The organism is Streptomyces sp. NPDC041814, from assembly GCF_055590565.1.
Window position 1 is genome coordinate 133,124 of sequence record NZ_JBVJAM010000015.1, and the last position, 15,996, is coordinate 149,119.

The window sequence follows — 15,996 nt, forward strand, 5'->3', positions numbered from 1 at the left end:
CAGGTCTCTGTCCGGGCGGCCAAGAACGATGAGCTTCCTTGTCCGGGCGGCCAACGGGCGGTCGGGAGCCACGGCCGTACGGACAGACCGCAACCTACCCGCTGAGCCGGACGGCGAGCGTGACCAGCAGCCGGGTGTCGGGGTCGTCCAGGTCCACCCCGAACCGCTCCCGGGCGCGCCGCAGCCGGTAGCGCAGCGTGTTCGGGTGGACGACCAGGTGCTCAGCGGCCCGCGCGACGTCGCCCGACGCGTCGAAATAGGCCGCCAGCGAGCGGACCAGCTCACCCCCCGCCGCCAGATCCACCCGTACGAGTTCGTGCACCGGCCCCCGCCCCGCCTCCCAGACCGGCCGGGCGGCGTCCAGAATCCGGGCGACGTCCAGCGAGGGCCCCACCCCCGCCGCGTCCGCCGACCGCCGGCCGTCCCCCGCCGCCGCCCGCTCGCGCAGCACCCGTACGACGAGCAGGGCCTCCTCGCACGACTCGCGCACCCCGGCCGCACCGGCGGCCACCGGTCCGGCCCCCGCCAGCACCCCGGCGTCCTGGGCCTGGCCCGCCAGCTCCCGGGCCAGCGCCGCGGCGCCCCGGTCCGGCCCGGCGTCCACGGGCAGCAGCACCAGCAGCCGGTCGCCGTCACGCAGCACACGTACGGACGGGCGGTACGTCGCCGCCTGGAGCCCGGCCACGTCGAGCGTGCGGTCGCCCGGGGCGGTCGCACCGGTGAGGGGTTCGGCGACCACGACCGCGCAGGCGGCGTCGGGGGAGAGGCCGAGCGACCAGGCGTGCGTACGGGCGTCCCCGTCCCCGTACAGCAGTCCGCGCAGGGCGAGTTCGCTGCGGCGGGCGGCACCGCTCTCGCGCAGCCGGTGCCGCACCAGCAGGGGAGCCGCGACCTCGGCCGCCCGGCGCAGCGCGTCCGGCGCGTCCGGGCGCAGCGGGCGTCCGTCGCCGGCCACCCAGATCGAGCCGAGGACCTCCGGCCCGCTGCGGACCGCGATGATCAGGCGCTCGGGTCCCTCGGCGTCGGCCGCTCGGTGGATCACGTCGCGGGAGGTCCACAGCGTCCGGAGCATCCCGCTGCGCCGCAGCTCCGCGACCCGCCACTCCGGGACCCGGCCGCCCAGGATGGTGGACCGGCGCAGCGCGTCGGCGTCGGGGCCGGTGGCGGAATGGGCCAGGACCCGCAGCCGGGTGTCCTCGATGGTGATCGAACCGCCGGTGTACTCGGCGACGGCCGCCGCGAGCGCGCTCAGACTCTCCGGGCCTCCGGGCGCCATCGGGCCGGTGGCCCCGTCGTCCGCGCCCGCCCGGGCGCAGGCCAGCGCGGAACGCAGCAGCGCGGCGGCGTCCGCCCAGTCGGCCCATGCCGCGCGGGTGAGCAGCGCCACCCCCGCCTCCTCGGCAGCGGCGAGCACCTGCGGCGCGGCGGCCACCCCCTCCACGGCGCGCAGCACCACTCCGGACGCGCCCCGCCGGGCCGCCTCGCGGACCGGGGCGGCGGCTTCCGGGGACGAGGCGGGCGTGCCGGTGACCAGGACCAGGCAGCCGTCGAGGGACCGGGCCGGGCCCTCGTCGCCCACGGCCACTCCGCGCACCCCGACGTCACGGCCGGCGGGGGCGAGCAGCAGCCGCAGGCTCCCCCCGTCGTCGAAGGCGAGGATCTCGCGCAGCGCGACGGAGGGCTCCGGCGGGAGGGCGGCACGGCTCGTCATGGCAGCCGAGCATACGAGCACCCGGGCGCGCGGGACCGGGCCTCACTCGTCGTTGAGGTCGCTCCGGCTGCACGCCAGGACCCCGGCCGTGCCCGCCAGCCGTGCCGTCAGCGCATCGGGGTCGCCCCGCCCCTGCACGCTCAGCGCGATCTCCACGGTCCCCTCGGTGTCCGGCTGCGGGCGGCGCCGCCGGTATCGGCCAGAGCCGGAGAGCGTGGTCAGCTCGGACACGGCGAACCCGGTCTCCGTGCAGTGGTTGACCAGTTCGCGCAGGGCTCCGACGCCCTCGGTGTACGTGATGCGGAAGCCGATCGACGCGTTGCGCAGGGCGGGGAGCCGGTGGGCGAGGGGGCGTACCCCGTAGGACACCAGGAAGTACGCGAGCGTGGCCAGCGTCGCGAGCACGGGCAGCCCGGCCCCGGCCGCGCAGCCCACGGCGGCGGTGAGCCAGATCGAGGCCGCCGTGGTGAGCCCCCGCACCGAGCCCCGGTGGACGAAGATGACGCCGCCGCCGATGAAGCCGAGCCCGGACACGATCTGGGCCGCGACGCGCGACGGGTCCAGCTCCACCTGGCCGGTCACCACGACGTCGGAGAATCCGAACTTGCTGACCAGCGTGAAGAGCGCGGCCCCGAGCCCGACGATCGTGTAGGTGCGCAGACCGGCCGCCTTCTGGCGGATCTCGCGCTCGATCCCGATCGCGCACGACAGGACGAACGCGATGCCGAACTGCGCCGCGTGCGTCCAGTTCTGACCGAACGGTTCGTTGATGTCGAGTGCCACGCAGCCTCCGTGCCCGTCCGGCGGAACATGATCGGACAGAGTCCACCGTACCCGCCGATTCGGGGTCCGGCGGAGAGCGGCGGGACGGTCACGGGTCAAGGCCGCGGCAAGAAGGCGGCGGTCCCCGGGCCGCCCGGGAACCGCCGCCTTCCGCGTCAGGGGTTACGGGCTGACGCAGCCGATCGAGCCGACGGGGAAGTCATTGCCCGACGAGGTCGCGGTGAAGCCGAACGTGACGCTGCCGTCCGGCGGGATCGACCGGTTGTAGTCGGCGTTCTTCACCGTCAGCGTGCCGTCGGACCCGGTGCTGAGCACCCCGCTCCACACACTGCTGACCGTGGTGCCCGTACCGGGCTTCCACTGCACGGCCCAGCCGTCGAGCGCCGTCGTGTTGTGGTTCATGACCTCGACGGAGCCCTGGAAGCCGCCGCTCCAGGAGTTGGTCACGTTGTAGACGGCCATGCAGCCGGTGTGCGGGTCGGTCGGGTCCGTCGGGTCGGGTGTCGGGTCCGTCGGGTCCGGGGTCGGGTCGGTCGGGTCCGGGTCGGGGGTGCTGCCCGAGCCGCGGATTCCGGTCACCTCGCCGTGTCCGCCGTCGAAGACGATGTCGGAGCAGGAGAAGAAGTTCTCCTGGCTGTCCGAGCGCACCCACTGGATGAACATGACCGCGTCACCCGAGCGGCCCGAGGGCAGGGTCAGGTTCCAGTAGTAGTGACCACCGTCGGTACCCGGCGAGCCCACCTGGGGCGGGTTGGTCACGGTCTGGATCAACTCCAGGTCGTCCCAGCCCAGTTCGGAGGTGGGGGAGTATCCGGGCTTGGAGACGTACACCCGGAACGCACCCGGGTGCGCGGCCCAGTTGCTGTGGTCGACCTCGATCGTGGCACCCGAGGTGAGGTGCGTACGGGGCCAGTCGCCGCGCGGCGCGTTGTAGCCGGTGAAGTTGTACGGGGAGCGGTCACCGGCGCTGCACAGCGTGCCGTCCGGGACGTAACCCTCGCCCCGGCCGCCCGCGTTGGAGTCCAGCACGGCGAACCAGTTGTACAGGGAGCTCGCGCCGCTCTCCGCGAGCGCGGCCTTGCAGGCGGGGTTGGTCGGGTCCAGCGAGCCGGTGCTCGTCTTCGCGTCCAGCCAGCAGAGATAGGTGCGCGAGCCCGGTGACATGGTGACGCCGTGGGCCTGTGCGCTGCCCTGGCCCAGCAGGGTGAAGGCGATACCGCCGAGCAGTGTCGCCAGCACCGCCGCCAGGGAGGCGAGTTGTGTTCTGCGTCGAGCCATGGTGTCTCCTTCTGCGGGTGCGGGTGCGGGTGCGGGTGCGGGGGGCGTGGGGGTTCGGAGGCGGGCAGGCCGCGGAGGGGTGTGCGGGGGCGGGTGATGTGGGAGCGCTCCCATGTGTTCGTTGGTAGGGGACTGTAGGACATGGTCGTGTCCCTGACAACCCTGCGGACGGCATCGGCCGAAACGGGCCGCGGTCGGCGCGCCCTTCTGGCCGCGACGATCAACTGTCCATGTGGATCAACCGGATTGACGCACCATCAGGCGCGTACGCAGAATCACGTGGTGCCAGGCGACCTTCGGCCGGCTCATCTCCTCCAGCAGCAGCCGTACCATCGCCCGGCCGATCTCCTCCATCGGCTGCCGGACCGTGGTCAGCGGCGGGTCGGTCTGCTCGGCGAGCTCGAAGTCGTCGAAGCCCACCACCGCCACGTCCTCGGGCACCCGCCGCCCCGCCGCGTGCAGCGCGGCCAGCGCCCCGGCCGCCATGCTGTCCGACGCGGCGAACACCGCGTCCACCTCCGGATGCCGTTCGAGCAGGCGGGCCATCGCCCGCCGACCACTGGCCTCGGTGAAGTCGCCCTGGGCGACGAGGGACGGCGGCTCCGCGCAGCCCGCCTCGCGCAGGGCCTCCCGGTAGCCGCGCAGCCGGCACTGGGCGACGTACATCTCGGGCGGCCCGGCGATCGCGGCGATGGTCCCGCGGCCGCCGCGCACCAGGTGGCCGACCGCGTCCCGCGCGCCGCCAACGTTGTCGGCGTCCACGTAGGTCACCCGCTCGTCGCCCGAGCGCCGGCCGAGCAGCACGGTCGGCACCCCGGCGTCCGCGAGCATGTCGGGCAGCCGGTCCTCGGCGCTCACCGACATCAGCAGCACGCCGTCGACCCGGCCGCCGCGCACGTATTCCAGGAGCCGCTGCCGTTCGCTGTCCGTCCGGACCAGGGTGAGCAGCAGTTGGACGCCCTGCTCGTCCAGGGCGTCCCCGACCGCGCGCACGATCTCCGAGAAGAACGGCTCCCCGAACAGCCGCCAGTCCGTCTTCGTCATCACCAGGGCGACGGCGCCCGCGCGCTGCCCGGCCAGTGAGCGGGCGGCCAGGTTGGGCACGTAGCCCAGTTCGTCAATGGCGCGCTGCACGGCGCGGCGGGTCGACTCCCGGACGCCCGCAGCGTTGTTGATCACTCGGGAGACCGTGCCCCGGCCCACCCCGGCGAGCGCCGCCACCTCTTCCAGCGTCGGCGTGCCGGAACCCCTGTTCAGCATGGACCACCCCCAAGAGCCACCGATCCTACGGCCCGGAGGGTGAGCGGCCGAAGGAGTCGGACCAATTGACGACGCGATGGGGCCTTCATTCTGGGAGCGCTCCCAATTTTATTTGTGCATGACAGCGTCGGATGACTATGCGCGGGCTCCCGGGGCGTGTACGGTCTCGGGCCGATGGGTTCTGGGAGCGCTCCCATCCAGTAGTTCCTCAGTTGTTCCCCTTTCGAACGAGGAGAAATGCTGTGAAACGCTTCTTGGCTCTGCTGGCGGCCGGTGCCACGGCCACGGGTCTGACGGTCCTGGCCGGCCCTCCCGCGGCGGCCGCCACCGGATGCAAGGTGGAGTACACGGTCGCCAGCCAGTGGGAAGGCGGCTTCCAGGGCGGGGTGAAGGTCACCAACCTGGGTGACTCCGTCAGTGGCTGGCAGCTCAAGTTCACGCTGTCCGGCTCGGGCCAGAAGGTGGTCCAGGGCTGGAACGCCACTTGGTCGCAGTCCGGCTCCACGGTCACCGCCGCCCCCGTCGACTGGAACCGCACCCTGGCCACCGGCGGCACGACGGACCTGGGCTTCGTCGGCTCCTTCTCGGGTGCCAACCCGGCGCCCACGGGCTTCACCCTCAACGGCGTCGCCTGTACGGGCACCGTCGGCGGCGGCGATGACGACGACCCGCCGCCGGCCACGGGTGACGGCACCCCGGTGGGGACCAACGGCCAGCTCCGCGTGTGCGGTGTGAACCTGTGCAACCAGTACAACCGCCCCATCCAGCTGCGCGGCATGAGCACGCACGGCCTCCAGTGGTTCAGCCAGTGCTACAACAACGCGTCGCTGGACGCGCTGGCGAACGACTGGAAGGCGGACCTGCTGCGCACCGCGATGTATGTGCAGGAGGACGGTTACGAGACGGACCCGGCGGGCTTCACCAACAAGGTCAACAGCCTGGTCGACATGGCCGAGGCCCGTGGCATGTACGCCCTGATCGACTTCCACACCCTCACGCCGGGCGACCCGAACTACAACCTGGAGCGGGCCAAGACCTTCTTCGCGTCCGTCGCCGCCCGTAACGCCTCGAAGAAGAACGTCATCTACGAGATCGCCAACGAGCCCAACGGCGTGAGCTGGGCGGGCATCAAGAACTACGCCGAGCAGGTCATCCCGGTCATCCGGGCCGCCGACCCGGACGCGGTCGTCATCGTCGGCACGCGCGGCTGGTCTTCGCTCGGCGTCTCGGACGGCTCCAACGAGAGCGAGGTCGTCAACAGCCCCGTCAACGCCACCAACATCATGTACGCGTTCCACTTCTACGCCGCGAGCCACAAGGACAACTACCGCGCGACGGTGAGCCGGGCCGCCTCGCAACTCCCGCTCTTCGTCACGGAGTTCGGCACGGTGAGCGCCACCGGTGGCGGCGCGCTGGACCGGTCGAGCACCACCGCCTGGCTGGACCTGCTCGACCAGCTGAAGATCAGCTACGCGAACTGGACCTACTCGGACGCCAATGAGAGCAGTGCCGCCTTCAAGCCCGGCACCTGCGACGGCGGCGACTACAGCAGCAGCGGCGTGCTGACCGAGTCGGGTGCGCTGCTCAAGTCCCGGATCAGCACCCCGGACAACTTCCCCACCAGCTGATCCGTGAGGTACGGGGGCCCCGGCGCGGCCGGGGCCCCGCATCCGTGGTCCACCGGCCGAACCTTGACACCCTGTCGACAGCGGCGAGACACTGGGAACGTCGCGGGAGAGCGCTCTCCCAGAGACATTCCCGGCCACCGTGCCGTCCCACTCCCCGCTGTCGGCGCGGTACGGAAGCCCGCGGTGGTCACGGACATCCGTGACCGCCGCGGGCTTCTGTGTATATTCGGCGGAGCGTAAAGCTAAGGGGTCTAGGAAACACATCGGCAGGGGTGGACATGGTGCGCGCGGGGCTCACGACTGAACGGGTCGTGGCGGCTGCTGCCGACCTGGCGGACTCGGCCGGCTTCGACAAGGTCACCATCTCCGCGCTGGCCCGGGGCTTCGGCGTCAAGGACGCGAGCCTCTACTCCCACGTCAAGAACCTGGGCGACCTGCGGACCCGCGTCGCGCTGCTGGCCGCCGAGGAGTTCATCGACCGCATCGAGGCCGCGGTGGCCGGCCGCGCCGGGAAGGACGCGCTCGTCGCGTTCGCCGACGCCTACCGCACCTTCGCGCTGGAGTGCCCCGGCCGGTACGCCGCCACCCGCCACCACGTCGACCCCGCGATCGTCGCCGAGTCCCCCGCGTACCACCGCACGATCCGTACCACCTCGGCGATGCTGCGCGCCTACGGCCTGACCGACCCGGACCTCACGGACGCGGTACGCCTGCTGCGCAGCACCTTCCACGGCTTCACGGACCTGGAGGCCGAGGGCGGCTTCGAGGCGGCACGCCCGGTGCAGACCTCCTGGGAACGGGCGGTGGAGGGCCTGCACTTCCTGCTGTCGAACTGGTCTGCGGCGACAGACACGCCCTAGGGTCCCCGTGGGCGTGGCTTGTTGACCGGGCCGGGCCGTCACTGCACAGTCGGGAAGCGGCAGCGCCGCCGCCTCCCCTCGCCGGCCGGCCCCGCCCACGGGCGCCGCGCGCGGCCCCGATGCTCAGGAGTGACTGGTCCGATGGTCCTCGATCTGGTGGTGATCGGTACGGCCATCACTCTGGGCCCCCTGCACAACAGCGCGTTCATTCTGCTGCTCTCCTCGCGGCACGGCGTGCGCCAGGGGCTGGCCTTCCTGCTGTCGTGGCTGGCCAACCTGATCGCGGTGACCGCCGTCGTGGTGCTGCTCACCGGCGGTCAGCCGCCGGCCCGGCACAGCGCGCCCTCGACCGCCGGGATCGCCGCGAAGCTCGCCATCGGCCTGGCACTGGTGCTGTACGGCGTGCACCGGTGGCGCCGCCCGCCCCGGCCGCACGGCCCCCCTCGCTGGGCCGGCCGGATCGACCACGCCTCATGGGTGACGGCGGCCGGTCTGGCCTGGCTGGTGCAGCCGTGGGGACTGGTGGCCGCCGGTGCGGCGACGGTGCTTGAGGCGCATCTGTCCACCATCCGCGACTGGCTCGCGCTGACCGGATACTGCCTGTTGGCCACGCTCAGCCTCATCGTCATGGAGCTGTACGCGGTCCGGGCGCCCGCGGCCGCGGAGGCCCGGCTGAACGCGTTGCGGGCGTGGCTGGGGCGGCACCAGGAGCGATTGGTCGTCGTGCTCGCCCTGCTCAGCGGTCTCTGGCTGACGGCGACGAGCGCCTATGAGCTGAGTGCCTGACGCGGACGGGCCGGTCAGCCGGTGCGTCGCAGCGCCGGCGGGGTCCAGTCGCCGGTGAGGGCGGGCCGCTGAGGCCAGTACAGGCGCAGAAAGACGTTGAAGCTGCCCGCGGGGGCGGGGAGCCAGTTGCTCTCGCGGGCGGACCCCGGGTTGGTGTGCTGGACGTAGATGTCCAGCGATCCGTCGGCGTTGGTCCGCATGCCGCTGCGGTCGCCGATCGCGTACCGGTTCAGCGGGTTGTCGGCGAAGAGCTGGTGCTCGTTCATCATCGTGAGGGACCAGAAGCCGTCCACGGGCGGGGTCTGCCCGGCGTCGAAATGCAGTACGTAGCTGTGGGCTCCGTCGAGGGGCCGGCCGTCGCCATCCGTGGTGGCGTGCGGGTAGAGGGCGTCGGCGTCGAGATTGGCCCCGTACCCGAACCGGGTGATGACCGCCCGCTTGGTGTAGTCGGTGCCGTAGTCGCCCAAGCCTTGGTGCCTGGCCCAGCCACCGGCGCTCGCGGACTCCGCACGGGCGAACAGTTCGCGCAGCGTCTCCGGGCCGCGCCGGGCACCCGCGTCCAGGGCGGCGAGAGTCTCGGCGGGCAAGCCGTCCAGGCTCGCGCCGGGTGCGATACCGAGTTCGGCGAGGCGGTCCAGGAACGGTCCGTCGGCCGGGTCCGGAGGGTTGTCCGCCATCATGCGATTGAGCAGGGTGAAGTAGTCGCGGCCGCTGAGGGCGTGGACCTGGTCGACGGGCGGTGTCGTGGTGTCGACCCCCGTGGGCACGGCCACATCGGCGGGAGGGGAGTAGTCGTCGGGGTCGCCGGACCACTCCGACAGCGGGATCAGCCGCGTGGCGTCCTGGAGCCGGTTGACGGCCGGGAAGTCCTCCGGCCCGCTGGTCGCGTAGCGGGCGATGATCCAGTTCACGGCCGTGGGCGACTTCAGCAGGGTGAGGCCGGGCGGGGCCGGTTCCGACCAGGACGGTCCGGCGATCAGGAACGGTCCCGCGGTCCCGCCGTTCGTGCGCCGGCCGACGACGGCGCAGACGTCGGACCAGGCGTCCAGGATGGGGACCATCCAGAACCTGTCGCCGAAATCAGGCAGGGTCAGCACCAGGGGCTGCTCGGTCAGATCGAGCCAGGCACTGGAGTAGAGGGTGTCGGCGTTCGGTGACACGACCTCCGTGAAGGACGCGTCGGGGGTCGCGCGCATGTAGCAGAACTGATTGACCGGGGCCTTCCGGCGCCCGTCGTCGCGTGCCGGGACCGCCGTCATGACGGCCTTGGTCACGGCTGCCGTGACCAGCGGGTACCCGTAGAGCCAGGCTCCCATGACCCGCTTCTCCATCGACTCATCCGTCATCGGCTTCTCCCAGGTGCTGCGGCGGACCCCGTCCGGGCCCGACGCTATGAGCGCCGTCCGGCTCCCGCGCGGCGGGTCCGCCGAACGGGTGACGTGGGGCGGGAGCGGCGGACCGGGCCGGCGGACCGCGCAGCCGGACACCGCGAAACCCCCGGCGGCGGCGGTGATCCGTCGCGGCCGGGGGCTGCCGGTGTGCCTGGTCGGGTCAGGCGGCCTTGCGGGAGCGGGGAGTCGTCGCTTCGCGGATCAGTTCCGCGTAGCGGCGTCCGCTGGACTTCACCGTGCGGCGTTGCGTCGCGTAGTCCACGTGGACCAGGCCGAACCGCTTGTCGTAGCCGTACGCCCACTCGAAGTTGTCCAGGAGCGACCAGGCGAAGTAGCCCGCCAGCGGGGCGCCCTTGCGGACGGCGCGGGCGCAGGCCGCGAGGTGTTCCTCCAGGTACCGCGTGCGCTCGGGGTCGTGCACGGACCCGTCGGGGAGTACGACGTCCTGGTAGGCCGAGCCGTTCTCCGTGACGTAGATGCGCTCGACGCCGTACTCCTCGGTGAGGCGCAGGAGCAGCTGCTCCAGGCCCTGGGCGTGCACTTCCCAGTCCATGTGGGTGTGGCGTGACCCGGGCAGGTACACCTGTTTGGCGTGCGGGACCGGGCCGGACGGGTCGGCGGTGACTACCTGGCGGAAGTAGTAGTTGACGCCCAGCCAGTCCAGCGGCGCGGAGATGAGCTCCATGTCGCCTTCCTGGACGGGGAGTTCGACTCCGTACAGGTCCACCATGTCCTGCGGGTAGCCGCGCCCGAGGATCGGGTCGAGCCACCAGCGGTTGACGTGTCCGTCGCCGCGCACCGCCGCCGCCCGGTCCGCCTCGCGGTCGGTGGCCGCCTCGACGGGGCTGAGGTTGTTGACGATGCCGACCCGGGCATCGGGGGAGACGCTCCGGATCGCCCGCACCGCGAGGCCATGGCCCAGGTGCAGGTGGTAGGAGGCCCGGACGGCGGCGGTCAGGTCGGTGAGACCCGGTGCCATCGTGCCCTCCAGGTGGCCGATCCACGCCGAGCACAAGGGCTCGTTGAGGGTCGCCCAGTCCTTGACCCGGTCCCCGAGGCGTTCGACGACGACCGAGGCGTACGCGGCGAAGTGCTCCGCGGTCTCCCGTACGGTCCAGCCGCCCCGGTCCTGGAGGGCCTGCGGCAGGTCCCAGTGGTAGAGCGTGGCGAACGGGGTGATCCCGGCGTCGAGGAGCCCGTCCACCAGCCGGTCGTAGAAGTCGAGGCCGGCCGCGTTGACCGGTCCGTCGCCGCCCGGCACGATGCGCGGCCAGGCGAGCGAGAAGCGGTACGCGTTCGCGCCCACCTCCTTGATGAGGCCGATGTCCTCCGGGACCCGGTGGTAGTGGTCGCAGGCCACGTCACCGGTGTCGCCGCCGGCCACCTTGCCCGGGGTGTGCGAGAACGTGTCCCAGATGGAGGGGGCGCGGCCGTCCTCGGCCACGGCTCCCTCGATCTGGTAAGCGGCGGTGGCGACGCCCCAGGTGAAGCCGGCCGGCAGGGCGCTGAGGTCGTTCACGGACTTCCTTTCCTGAGCGGTCACTTGACGGCTCCCGCGGTCAGGCCGGCCACCAGATAGCGCTGCAGGAGCAGGAAGCCGGCGACGATCGGCACGCTGACGACGAGCGAGGCGGCCATGACCTGGTTCCAGTACACGTCGTTCTGGGTGGCGTAGCCCTGGAGGCCGACGGCCAGGGTGCGGGTGGTGTCGTTCGTCATGACGGAGGCGAAGAGGACCTCGCCCCAGGCCGTCATGAAGGCGTACACGGCTACGGCCACGATGCCCGGCACGGCGGCCGGCACCACGACCCGGAACAGGGCGCGGATCGGGCCGCAGCCGTCGACGAGCGCGGCCTCGTCCAGATCCCGGGGGATCGAGTCGAAGTAGCCGATGAGCATCCAGATGGAGAACGGCAGCGAGAACGTCAGATACGTGAGGATCAGACCGCCGCGCGAGCCGTACAGCGCGACGCCCGTGCTGTTGCCGATGTTCACGAAGATCAGGAACAGCGGCAGCAGGAAGAGGATGCCCGGGAACATCTGGGTGGAGAGGACCGTCACGGTGAAGACTCGCTTGCCGCGGAACTTGTAGCGGCTCACCGCGTATGCCGAGAACACCGCGATGATCACCGAGAGGACCGTCGCCGCGCCCGCCACGACCAGCGAGTTCACGAAGTAGCGGGCCAGCGGGACGGTCTTCCAGATGTCGAAGTACGGCTTGACCGTCAGTCCGGACGGAATCCAGTGGAACTTCCCGGACACATCCTGGAGCGGCTTGAGCGAGCTGCTGATCATCACGTAGACGGGCAGCAGCGCGAAGACGGTCAGGAAGGCCAGGATGACCCGGCGGACCCAGAGGAAGGACTGCGGCGCGGCCATCGGGGAACGGGGACGCGAGCGCCCCGTCGTCTTCGCAGGCAGCACGGACGGCTGGGCAGGGCTGCTAGGCATCGGCACCCTTCCTTCCGCGTGAGGTGATGAACAGGTAGACGGCCGTCACGACCAGCAGGAACAGCAGGAGCAGCACGGACATCGCGGAGCCGGTGCCGAAGTTCCAGGTGACGAACGAGGACTGGTAGATGTGGATCGAGATCAGGTCCGCGTTCTCCGGGGCGGCCTTCCCGAACAGCACGTACGGGGTGTTGAAGTCGTTGAACGTCCACAGGAACAGGACGAGCACCAGGACCTGGTTGACCGGGCGCAGCGAGGGCAGCGTGATCTTGCGGATCTGCTGCCAGATGCCGGCGCCGTCGATCGAGGCGGCCTCGTACAGCTCGCGCGGGATGTTCTGGAGCCCTGCCATCACGATCAGGAAGGCGAAGGGCCAGCCCTTCCAGACCGAGACGATGATCAGGGCGTAGATGCTGTTGTCGCCGATCAGCCAGAACGACGGCTGGTCGGTGATCCCGAGCTGGTCGTGGAGCACGTGGTTCACCAGGCCGTTGTCACGCTGGAACATGAAGGCCCAGGTGATCACGGCCGCGTAGACCGGCAGGGCGTACGGGACGAGGAAGATCGCCCGCAGGAAGCCCCTGCCGCGGAAGTTCTCCTGGAGCATGATCGCCGCCGCGACCCCGAACAGCCACGCCAGGCCGACGGCGAAGAACGTGAAGACGCAGGTGACGAAGAACGAGTGGAGCAGTGCCTCGCCGATCGGGGCGTTGACGTCGACGGCGATCTTGTAGTTGTCGAAGCCACTCCAGGGCGCCCCGCCCCAGTTGTTGATGTAGAACTGCGTGAACTGGCGGAAGCTCATCACGATCCCGATGATCATCGGGATCACATGGACGAGGAGTTCGAGCAGGACGGCCGGCAGGAGCAGGAGATAGGGCAGTCCGCCCTGGCGGATCCGGTCGGGGATGCGCGGCAGTCTCCTGCGCGCACCCCCGCTGCCCCGGCTCGTCACCCTGTCCGACTTTTCCGTCCGGCTGTCGGTGGTCACGGTGGCGGTCATGAGGGGAGCCTTACTGCTGCATCGTCTGCTGGGCCTTTTCCAGGCGCGCCTTGACGGATTCGGTGGTCACGGGGCGGCCGGCCGCTGCGTCGGCCCACAGCTCCTTGACCGCGGTGCCGACGGCGGTCTCGAACTGCGACTCGTTGGGGACCTGCGGCAGCGGGGCCGCGCTCTTGGCCAGCGTGTCGCGCAGGACCGCGAGGTCGGGCGCCGAGAACGCCTCGTCCGCCTGGGCGGTCTTGACCGGCGGGATCGACCCGTAGGTCTTGTTGAGCAGCTTCTGCTCGTCGTCGCTCGTCATGAACTTGACGAACTTCTTGGCACCGTCGAGGTTCTTGGTGTTCTTGAACACCGCCATGTTGATGCCGGCGACCATGGAGTTGGTGTTCTTGCCCTGGCCGGGCGTGCCGGAGGCGACGGGGACGGGAGCGGCGCCCCAGTCCTCGGGCTTCATGCCCTGCGAGGCGAAGGTGGAGGCGGCGGCCTGCCACAGCACCATCGCGGTCTTGCCCTTGGCGAAGTCCGTGAGGGACTGGTTCTGGGCGTACTCCGCGTTGCCCGGGGCGATGATCTTGTCCTTGGCCATGAAGTCGATGTACTGCTTCACGGCCGCGACCGCGCCGTCCGAGGTGAAGGTCGGCTTGCCGTCGGCGTCGAAGAAGTCTGCGCCGTGCTGCTGGCCCAGGACGAACGTCTGGTGGATGTTGTTGGAGAGGTTCGAGCCCTCGGCACCCAGCCCCCACTTGCCGTTCTTGGAGAGCTTCTTGCCGTCCGCGACCAGTTCGTCCCAGGTGGCCGGGGGCTTCTCGATGCCGGCCTCGGCGAAGCTCTTCTTGTTGTAGTAGAGGGCGTACGCGAGTGAGTACAGCGGGACCGCGGCGGGGTCCTGGCCCTCCGCGCCGGCCGAGGCGACCGCCGAGTCGACGAACCGGTCACGGCCGCCGATCGCGTCGAAGTTCTCCTTGCTCCAGGGGAGCAGCGCGCCGGTCGCCTGGAGCGAGGCCGACCAGGTGTTGCCGATGTTCAGCACGTCCGGGCCCTGACCGGACGTGGTGGCGGCGAGGATCCGGTTGAGCAGGTCGGCCCACGGCACGACCTCCAGCTTGACCTTGATGCCGGTCTGCTTCTCGAACTTCTTCAGCTCGGGAGTCAGGATCTTCTTGTCGGCCTCGATGCTGGGTCCCTGGTTGGAGGCCCAGTACGTGAGGGTCTTCGGCGAATCGTTGCTGCCGCCGCCCGAGGACGTACCGCCTCCGCAGCCGGTGACACCGGCGGCTATGGAGATCGCGAGGGTGACGGCTGCCGCGGCTCTGATGGTGCGCATACGGGATGGCCCCTTTCCGGGGAGGAAGGCTGTGTTCGAGACCCGAACGACCTTCAGGACTTAATTTATGACGTGATTTAAGAGGTGAGAGAAGGTCGCGTCAAGTCCCGGGGTCGCGGTATGTTTCCGCCAGGGAAGGAGCCACATGGCTGAGCGCAACAGACGGACCGTGCGTGACCTGCGACGCGGCAACCGGTCGCGGGTATTGCAACGGTTGTATTTCGACGGCCCGCTGAGCCGCCAGGAGCTCGGCCCCGCGACCGGGCTGAGTTCGGGTTCCATCAGCAACGTCGTCGCGGAGCTCTCCGCGGAGAACCTCCTGGAGGAGGCCGGGGTCGTGGACTCCGACGGCGGCCGCCCCCGCACACTGCTGCGCGTCGCCCCCGGCGGAGGTCTCCTGATCGGCATCGACATCGGTGAGACCCGGATCAGGGTGGAGCTGTTCGACCTCTCCCTGACCGAGCTCGCCCGCACCGAGCGGCTGCTCGCCCAGCACGGCTACGACGTGGACCGCATCGTCGGCCATGTCCGCAGCGGCGTCGCCGACGTGCTGCGGGACGCCGGCGCCGACCCGCACCGGCTGCTCGGCATCGGGATCGGCGTCCCGGGCATCATCGAGCGCCACGCGCCGGACGGCTCCGTCGGCGACGTGGGCTCCGTCGTCCACGGCCAGACCATCCACTGGAGCGCCGTCCCCTTCGAGCGGCTGCTCCGGGACGCGGTGCGGGTGCCGCCCGAGGTCCCGTTCTTCATCGACAACGGTGCCAAGACGCTCGGCCAGGCCGAGATGTGGTTCGGCGGCGGGCGGGGCGCGGGAGCCTCCGCCATAGCCCTCATCGGTTCCGGCGTCGGCGCCTGCGTCAACCACGGCGGACTCCTGGACGAGGACCGCAGCAGCCAGGCCCTGGAGTGGGGCCACAGCACCGTGCAGCTGCGTGGCCGGCGGTGCCGCTGCGGCTCGATCGGCTGCCTGGAGGCGTACGCGGGCGCCGAGGCGATGCGCGAGCGCTGGCACGAGGCGGGCGGTCCGCTGCCCGCCGACGCCGACGACGAGACCGCGCTCGCCGCGCTCCTCGCCGCCGCCTACCCGCCCCCCGGCGTCGAGCCCGACCCGGTGGCGGTCACGCTCCTCGACGAGACCGCCGAGTGCCTGGGCGCCGCGCTGGGCGACCTGATCAACCTCTTCCTGCCCGAGCGCATCCTGCTCGGCGGCTGGGCGGGCCTCCTCATCGGCCCGCATCTGCTGCCCGACATCCGGCGCTACGCCCAGGAGTACGCGCTCAAGCACGCCGCGGCCCGGACCACCATCGAGATGGGCCGCCTCGGCCCGGACGCGGTCACGGTCGGCGCCGCGACCCTGCCCCTGGCCGACTTCCTGGCGCGCGGCGGCAGCCGCCCCGCACCGGCGACCCGGCCGGCCCCCACGCCACCGGCGGCGCTCCGTACCCCGGCGGACGCGGTCCGCGGCAGGGAGCGGCCCGGGGCGGGGTGAGCGGGGCTCTCCGGCCGACGCGGTCCGCG

At 71.3% G+C, this 15,996-nt stretch carries 13 protein-coding genes; 4 read left to right on the forward strand and 9 right to left on the reverse strand.

Going from position 1 to position 15,996, the window contains the following annotated elements; genetic code table 11:
- Positions 1-94 precede the first annotated feature (94 nt).
- From ACZ6C6_RS30655 to ACZ6C6_RS30670, 4 genes are all read right to left on the reverse strand, one after another.
- Positions 95-1,711: a PucR family transcriptional regulator gene (locus ACZ6C6_RS30655; protein ID WP_469207469.1), complete on the reverse strand. Its 1,617-nt coding sequence runs from the start codon at positions 1,709-1,711 to the stop codon at positions 95-97.
- A 42-nt stretch (positions 1,712-1,753) separates the two neighbouring features.
- Positions 1,754-2,494 carry an MgtC/SapB family protein gene (locus ACZ6C6_RS30660; RefSeq protein ID WP_469207471.1) on the reverse strand — a complete coding sequence of 247 codons (741 nt, stop codon included), beginning with the start codon at positions 2,492-2,494 and terminating at the stop codon, positions 1,754-1,756.
- Between the two features lie 162 nt (positions 2,495-2,656).
- Entirely contained in the window at positions 2,657-3,772 is a 1,116-nt protein-coding gene (locus ACZ6C6_RS30665; RefSeq protein WP_469207473.1) for a lytic polysaccharide monooxygenase, read from the reverse strand.
- Positions 3,773-4,009: 237 nt separating this feature from the next.
- Positions 4,010-5,032 carry a LacI family DNA-binding transcriptional regulator gene (locus ACZ6C6_RS30670; RefSeq protein ID WP_469207475.1) on the reverse strand — a complete coding sequence of 341 codons (1,023 nt, stop codon included), beginning with the start codon at positions 5,030-5,032 and terminating at the stop codon, positions 4,010-4,012.
- Positions 5,033-5,274: 242 nt separating this feature from the next.
- On the opposite strand from ACZ6C6_RS30670, the gene ACZ6C6_RS30675 reads away from it, so the two are divergent.
- The 3 genes from ACZ6C6_RS30675 to ACZ6C6_RS30685 all read left to right on the forward strand — a co-directional run bounded on the left by ACZ6C6_RS30675 (position 5,275) and on the right by ACZ6C6_RS30685 (position 8,306).
- A complete protein-coding gene (locus tag ACZ6C6_RS30675; protein ID WP_469207477.1) occupies positions 5,275-6,660 on the forward strand; it encodes a cellulase family glycosylhydrolase in 1,386 nt (461 codons plus the stop codon).
- 278 nt (positions 6,661-6,938) lie between these two features.
- Positions 6,939-7,520, forward strand: coding sequence for a TetR/AcrR family transcriptional regulator (locus ACZ6C6_RS30680; RefSeq protein WP_469207479.1), 582 nt, complete (start codon positions 6,939-6,941; stop codon positions 7,518-7,520).
- Positions 7,521-7,661: 141 nt separating this feature from the next.
- A complete protein-coding gene (locus ACZ6C6_RS30685; protein ID WP_469207481.1) occupies positions 7,662-8,306 on the forward strand; it encodes a GAP family protein in 645 nt (214 codons plus the stop codon).
- Between the two features lie 14 nt (positions 8,307-8,320).
- Here the strand turns inward: ACZ6C6_RS30685 and ACZ6C6_RS30690 are convergent, their stop codons facing one another.
- The 5 genes from ACZ6C6_RS30690 to ACZ6C6_RS30710 all read right to left on the reverse strand — a co-directional run bounded on the left by ACZ6C6_RS30690 (position 8,321) and on the right by ACZ6C6_RS30710 (position 14,475).
- Positions 8,321-9,652: a DUF1254 domain-containing protein gene (locus tag ACZ6C6_RS30690; RefSeq protein WP_469207483.1), complete on the reverse strand. Its 1,332-nt coding sequence runs from the start codon at positions 9,650-9,652 to the stop codon at positions 8,321-8,323.
- 205 nt (positions 9,653-9,857) lie between these two features.
- Positions 9,858-11,216 carry a GH1 family beta-glucosidase gene (locus ACZ6C6_RS30695; protein WP_469207485.1) on the reverse strand — a complete coding sequence of 453 codons (1,359 nt, stop codon included), beginning with the start codon at positions 11,214-11,216 and terminating at the stop codon, positions 9,858-9,860.
- Positions 11,217-11,236: 20 nt separating this feature from the next.
- Positions 11,237-12,148, reverse strand: coding sequence for a carbohydrate ABC transporter permease (locus ACZ6C6_RS30700; protein ID WP_469207487.1), 912 nt, complete (start codon positions 12,146-12,148; stop codon positions 11,237-11,239).
- Complete coding sequence (locus ACZ6C6_RS30705; RefSeq protein ID WP_469207489.1) at positions 12,141-13,151, reverse strand: carbohydrate ABC transporter permease; 1,011 nt, start codon at positions 13,149-13,151, stop codon at positions 12,141-12,143. Before ACZ6C6_RS30705 ends, ACZ6C6_RS30700 begins: the two co-directional genes overlap by 8 nt.
- Positions 13,152-13,161: 10 nt before the next feature.
- Positions 13,162-14,475, reverse strand: a complete 1,314-nt coding sequence (locus tag ACZ6C6_RS30710; RefSeq protein ID WP_469207491.1) for an ABC transporter substrate-binding protein — start codon at positions 14,473-14,475, stop codon at positions 13,162-13,164.
- Positions 14,476-14,620: 145 nt separating this feature from the next.
- Between ACZ6C6_RS30710 and ACZ6C6_RS30715 the strand changes: the two genes are divergently transcribed.
- Positions 14,621-15,967 carry an ROK family transcriptional regulator gene (locus ACZ6C6_RS30715; protein ID WP_469207493.1) on the forward strand — a complete coding sequence of 449 codons (1,347 nt, stop codon included), beginning with the start codon at positions 14,621-14,623 and terminating at the stop codon, positions 15,965-15,967.
- Positions 15,968-15,996: the final 29 nt, after the last annotated feature.

Coding starts and splice junctions, on each gene's coding strand:
- ACZ6C6_RS30690 (WP_469207483.1), bottom strand. CDS start 9,652: ATGACGGATGAGTCGATGGAGAAGCGGGTCATGGGAGCCTGGCTCTAC.
- ACZ6C6_RS30680 (WP_469207479.1), top strand. CDS start 6,939: ATGGTGCGCGCGGGGCTCACGACTGAACGGGTCGTGGCGGCTGCTGCC.
- ACZ6C6_RS30670 (WP_469207475.1), bottom strand. CDS start 5,032: ATGCTGAACAGGGGTTCCGGCACGCCGACGCTGGAAGAGGTGGCGGCG.
- ACZ6C6_RS30655 (WP_469207469.1), bottom strand. CDS start 1,711: ATGACGAGCCGTGCCGCCCTCCCGCCGGAGCCCTCCGTCGCGCTGCGC.
- ACZ6C6_RS30665 (WP_469207473.1), bottom strand. CDS start 3,772: ATGGCTCGACGCAGAACACAACTCGCCTCCCTGGCGGCGGTGCTGGCG.
- ACZ6C6_RS30685 (WP_469207481.1), top strand. CDS start 7,662: ATGGTCCTCGATCTGGTGGTGATCGGTACGGCCATCACTCTGGGCCCC.
- ACZ6C6_RS30705 (WP_469207489.1), bottom strand. CDS start 13,151: ATGACCGCCACCGTGACCACCGACAGCCGGACGGAAAAGTCGGACAGG.
- ACZ6C6_RS30700 (WP_469207487.1), bottom strand. CDS start 12,148: ATGCCTAGCAGCCCTGCCCAGCCGTCCGTGCTGCCTGCGAAGACGACG.
- ACZ6C6_RS30715 (WP_469207493.1), top strand. CDS start 14,621: ATGGCTGAGCGCAACAGACGGACCGTGCGTGACCTGCGACGCGGCAAC.
- ACZ6C6_RS30710 (WP_469207491.1), bottom strand. CDS start 14,475: ATGCGCACCATCAGAGCCGCGGCAGCCGTCACCCTCGCGATCTCCATA.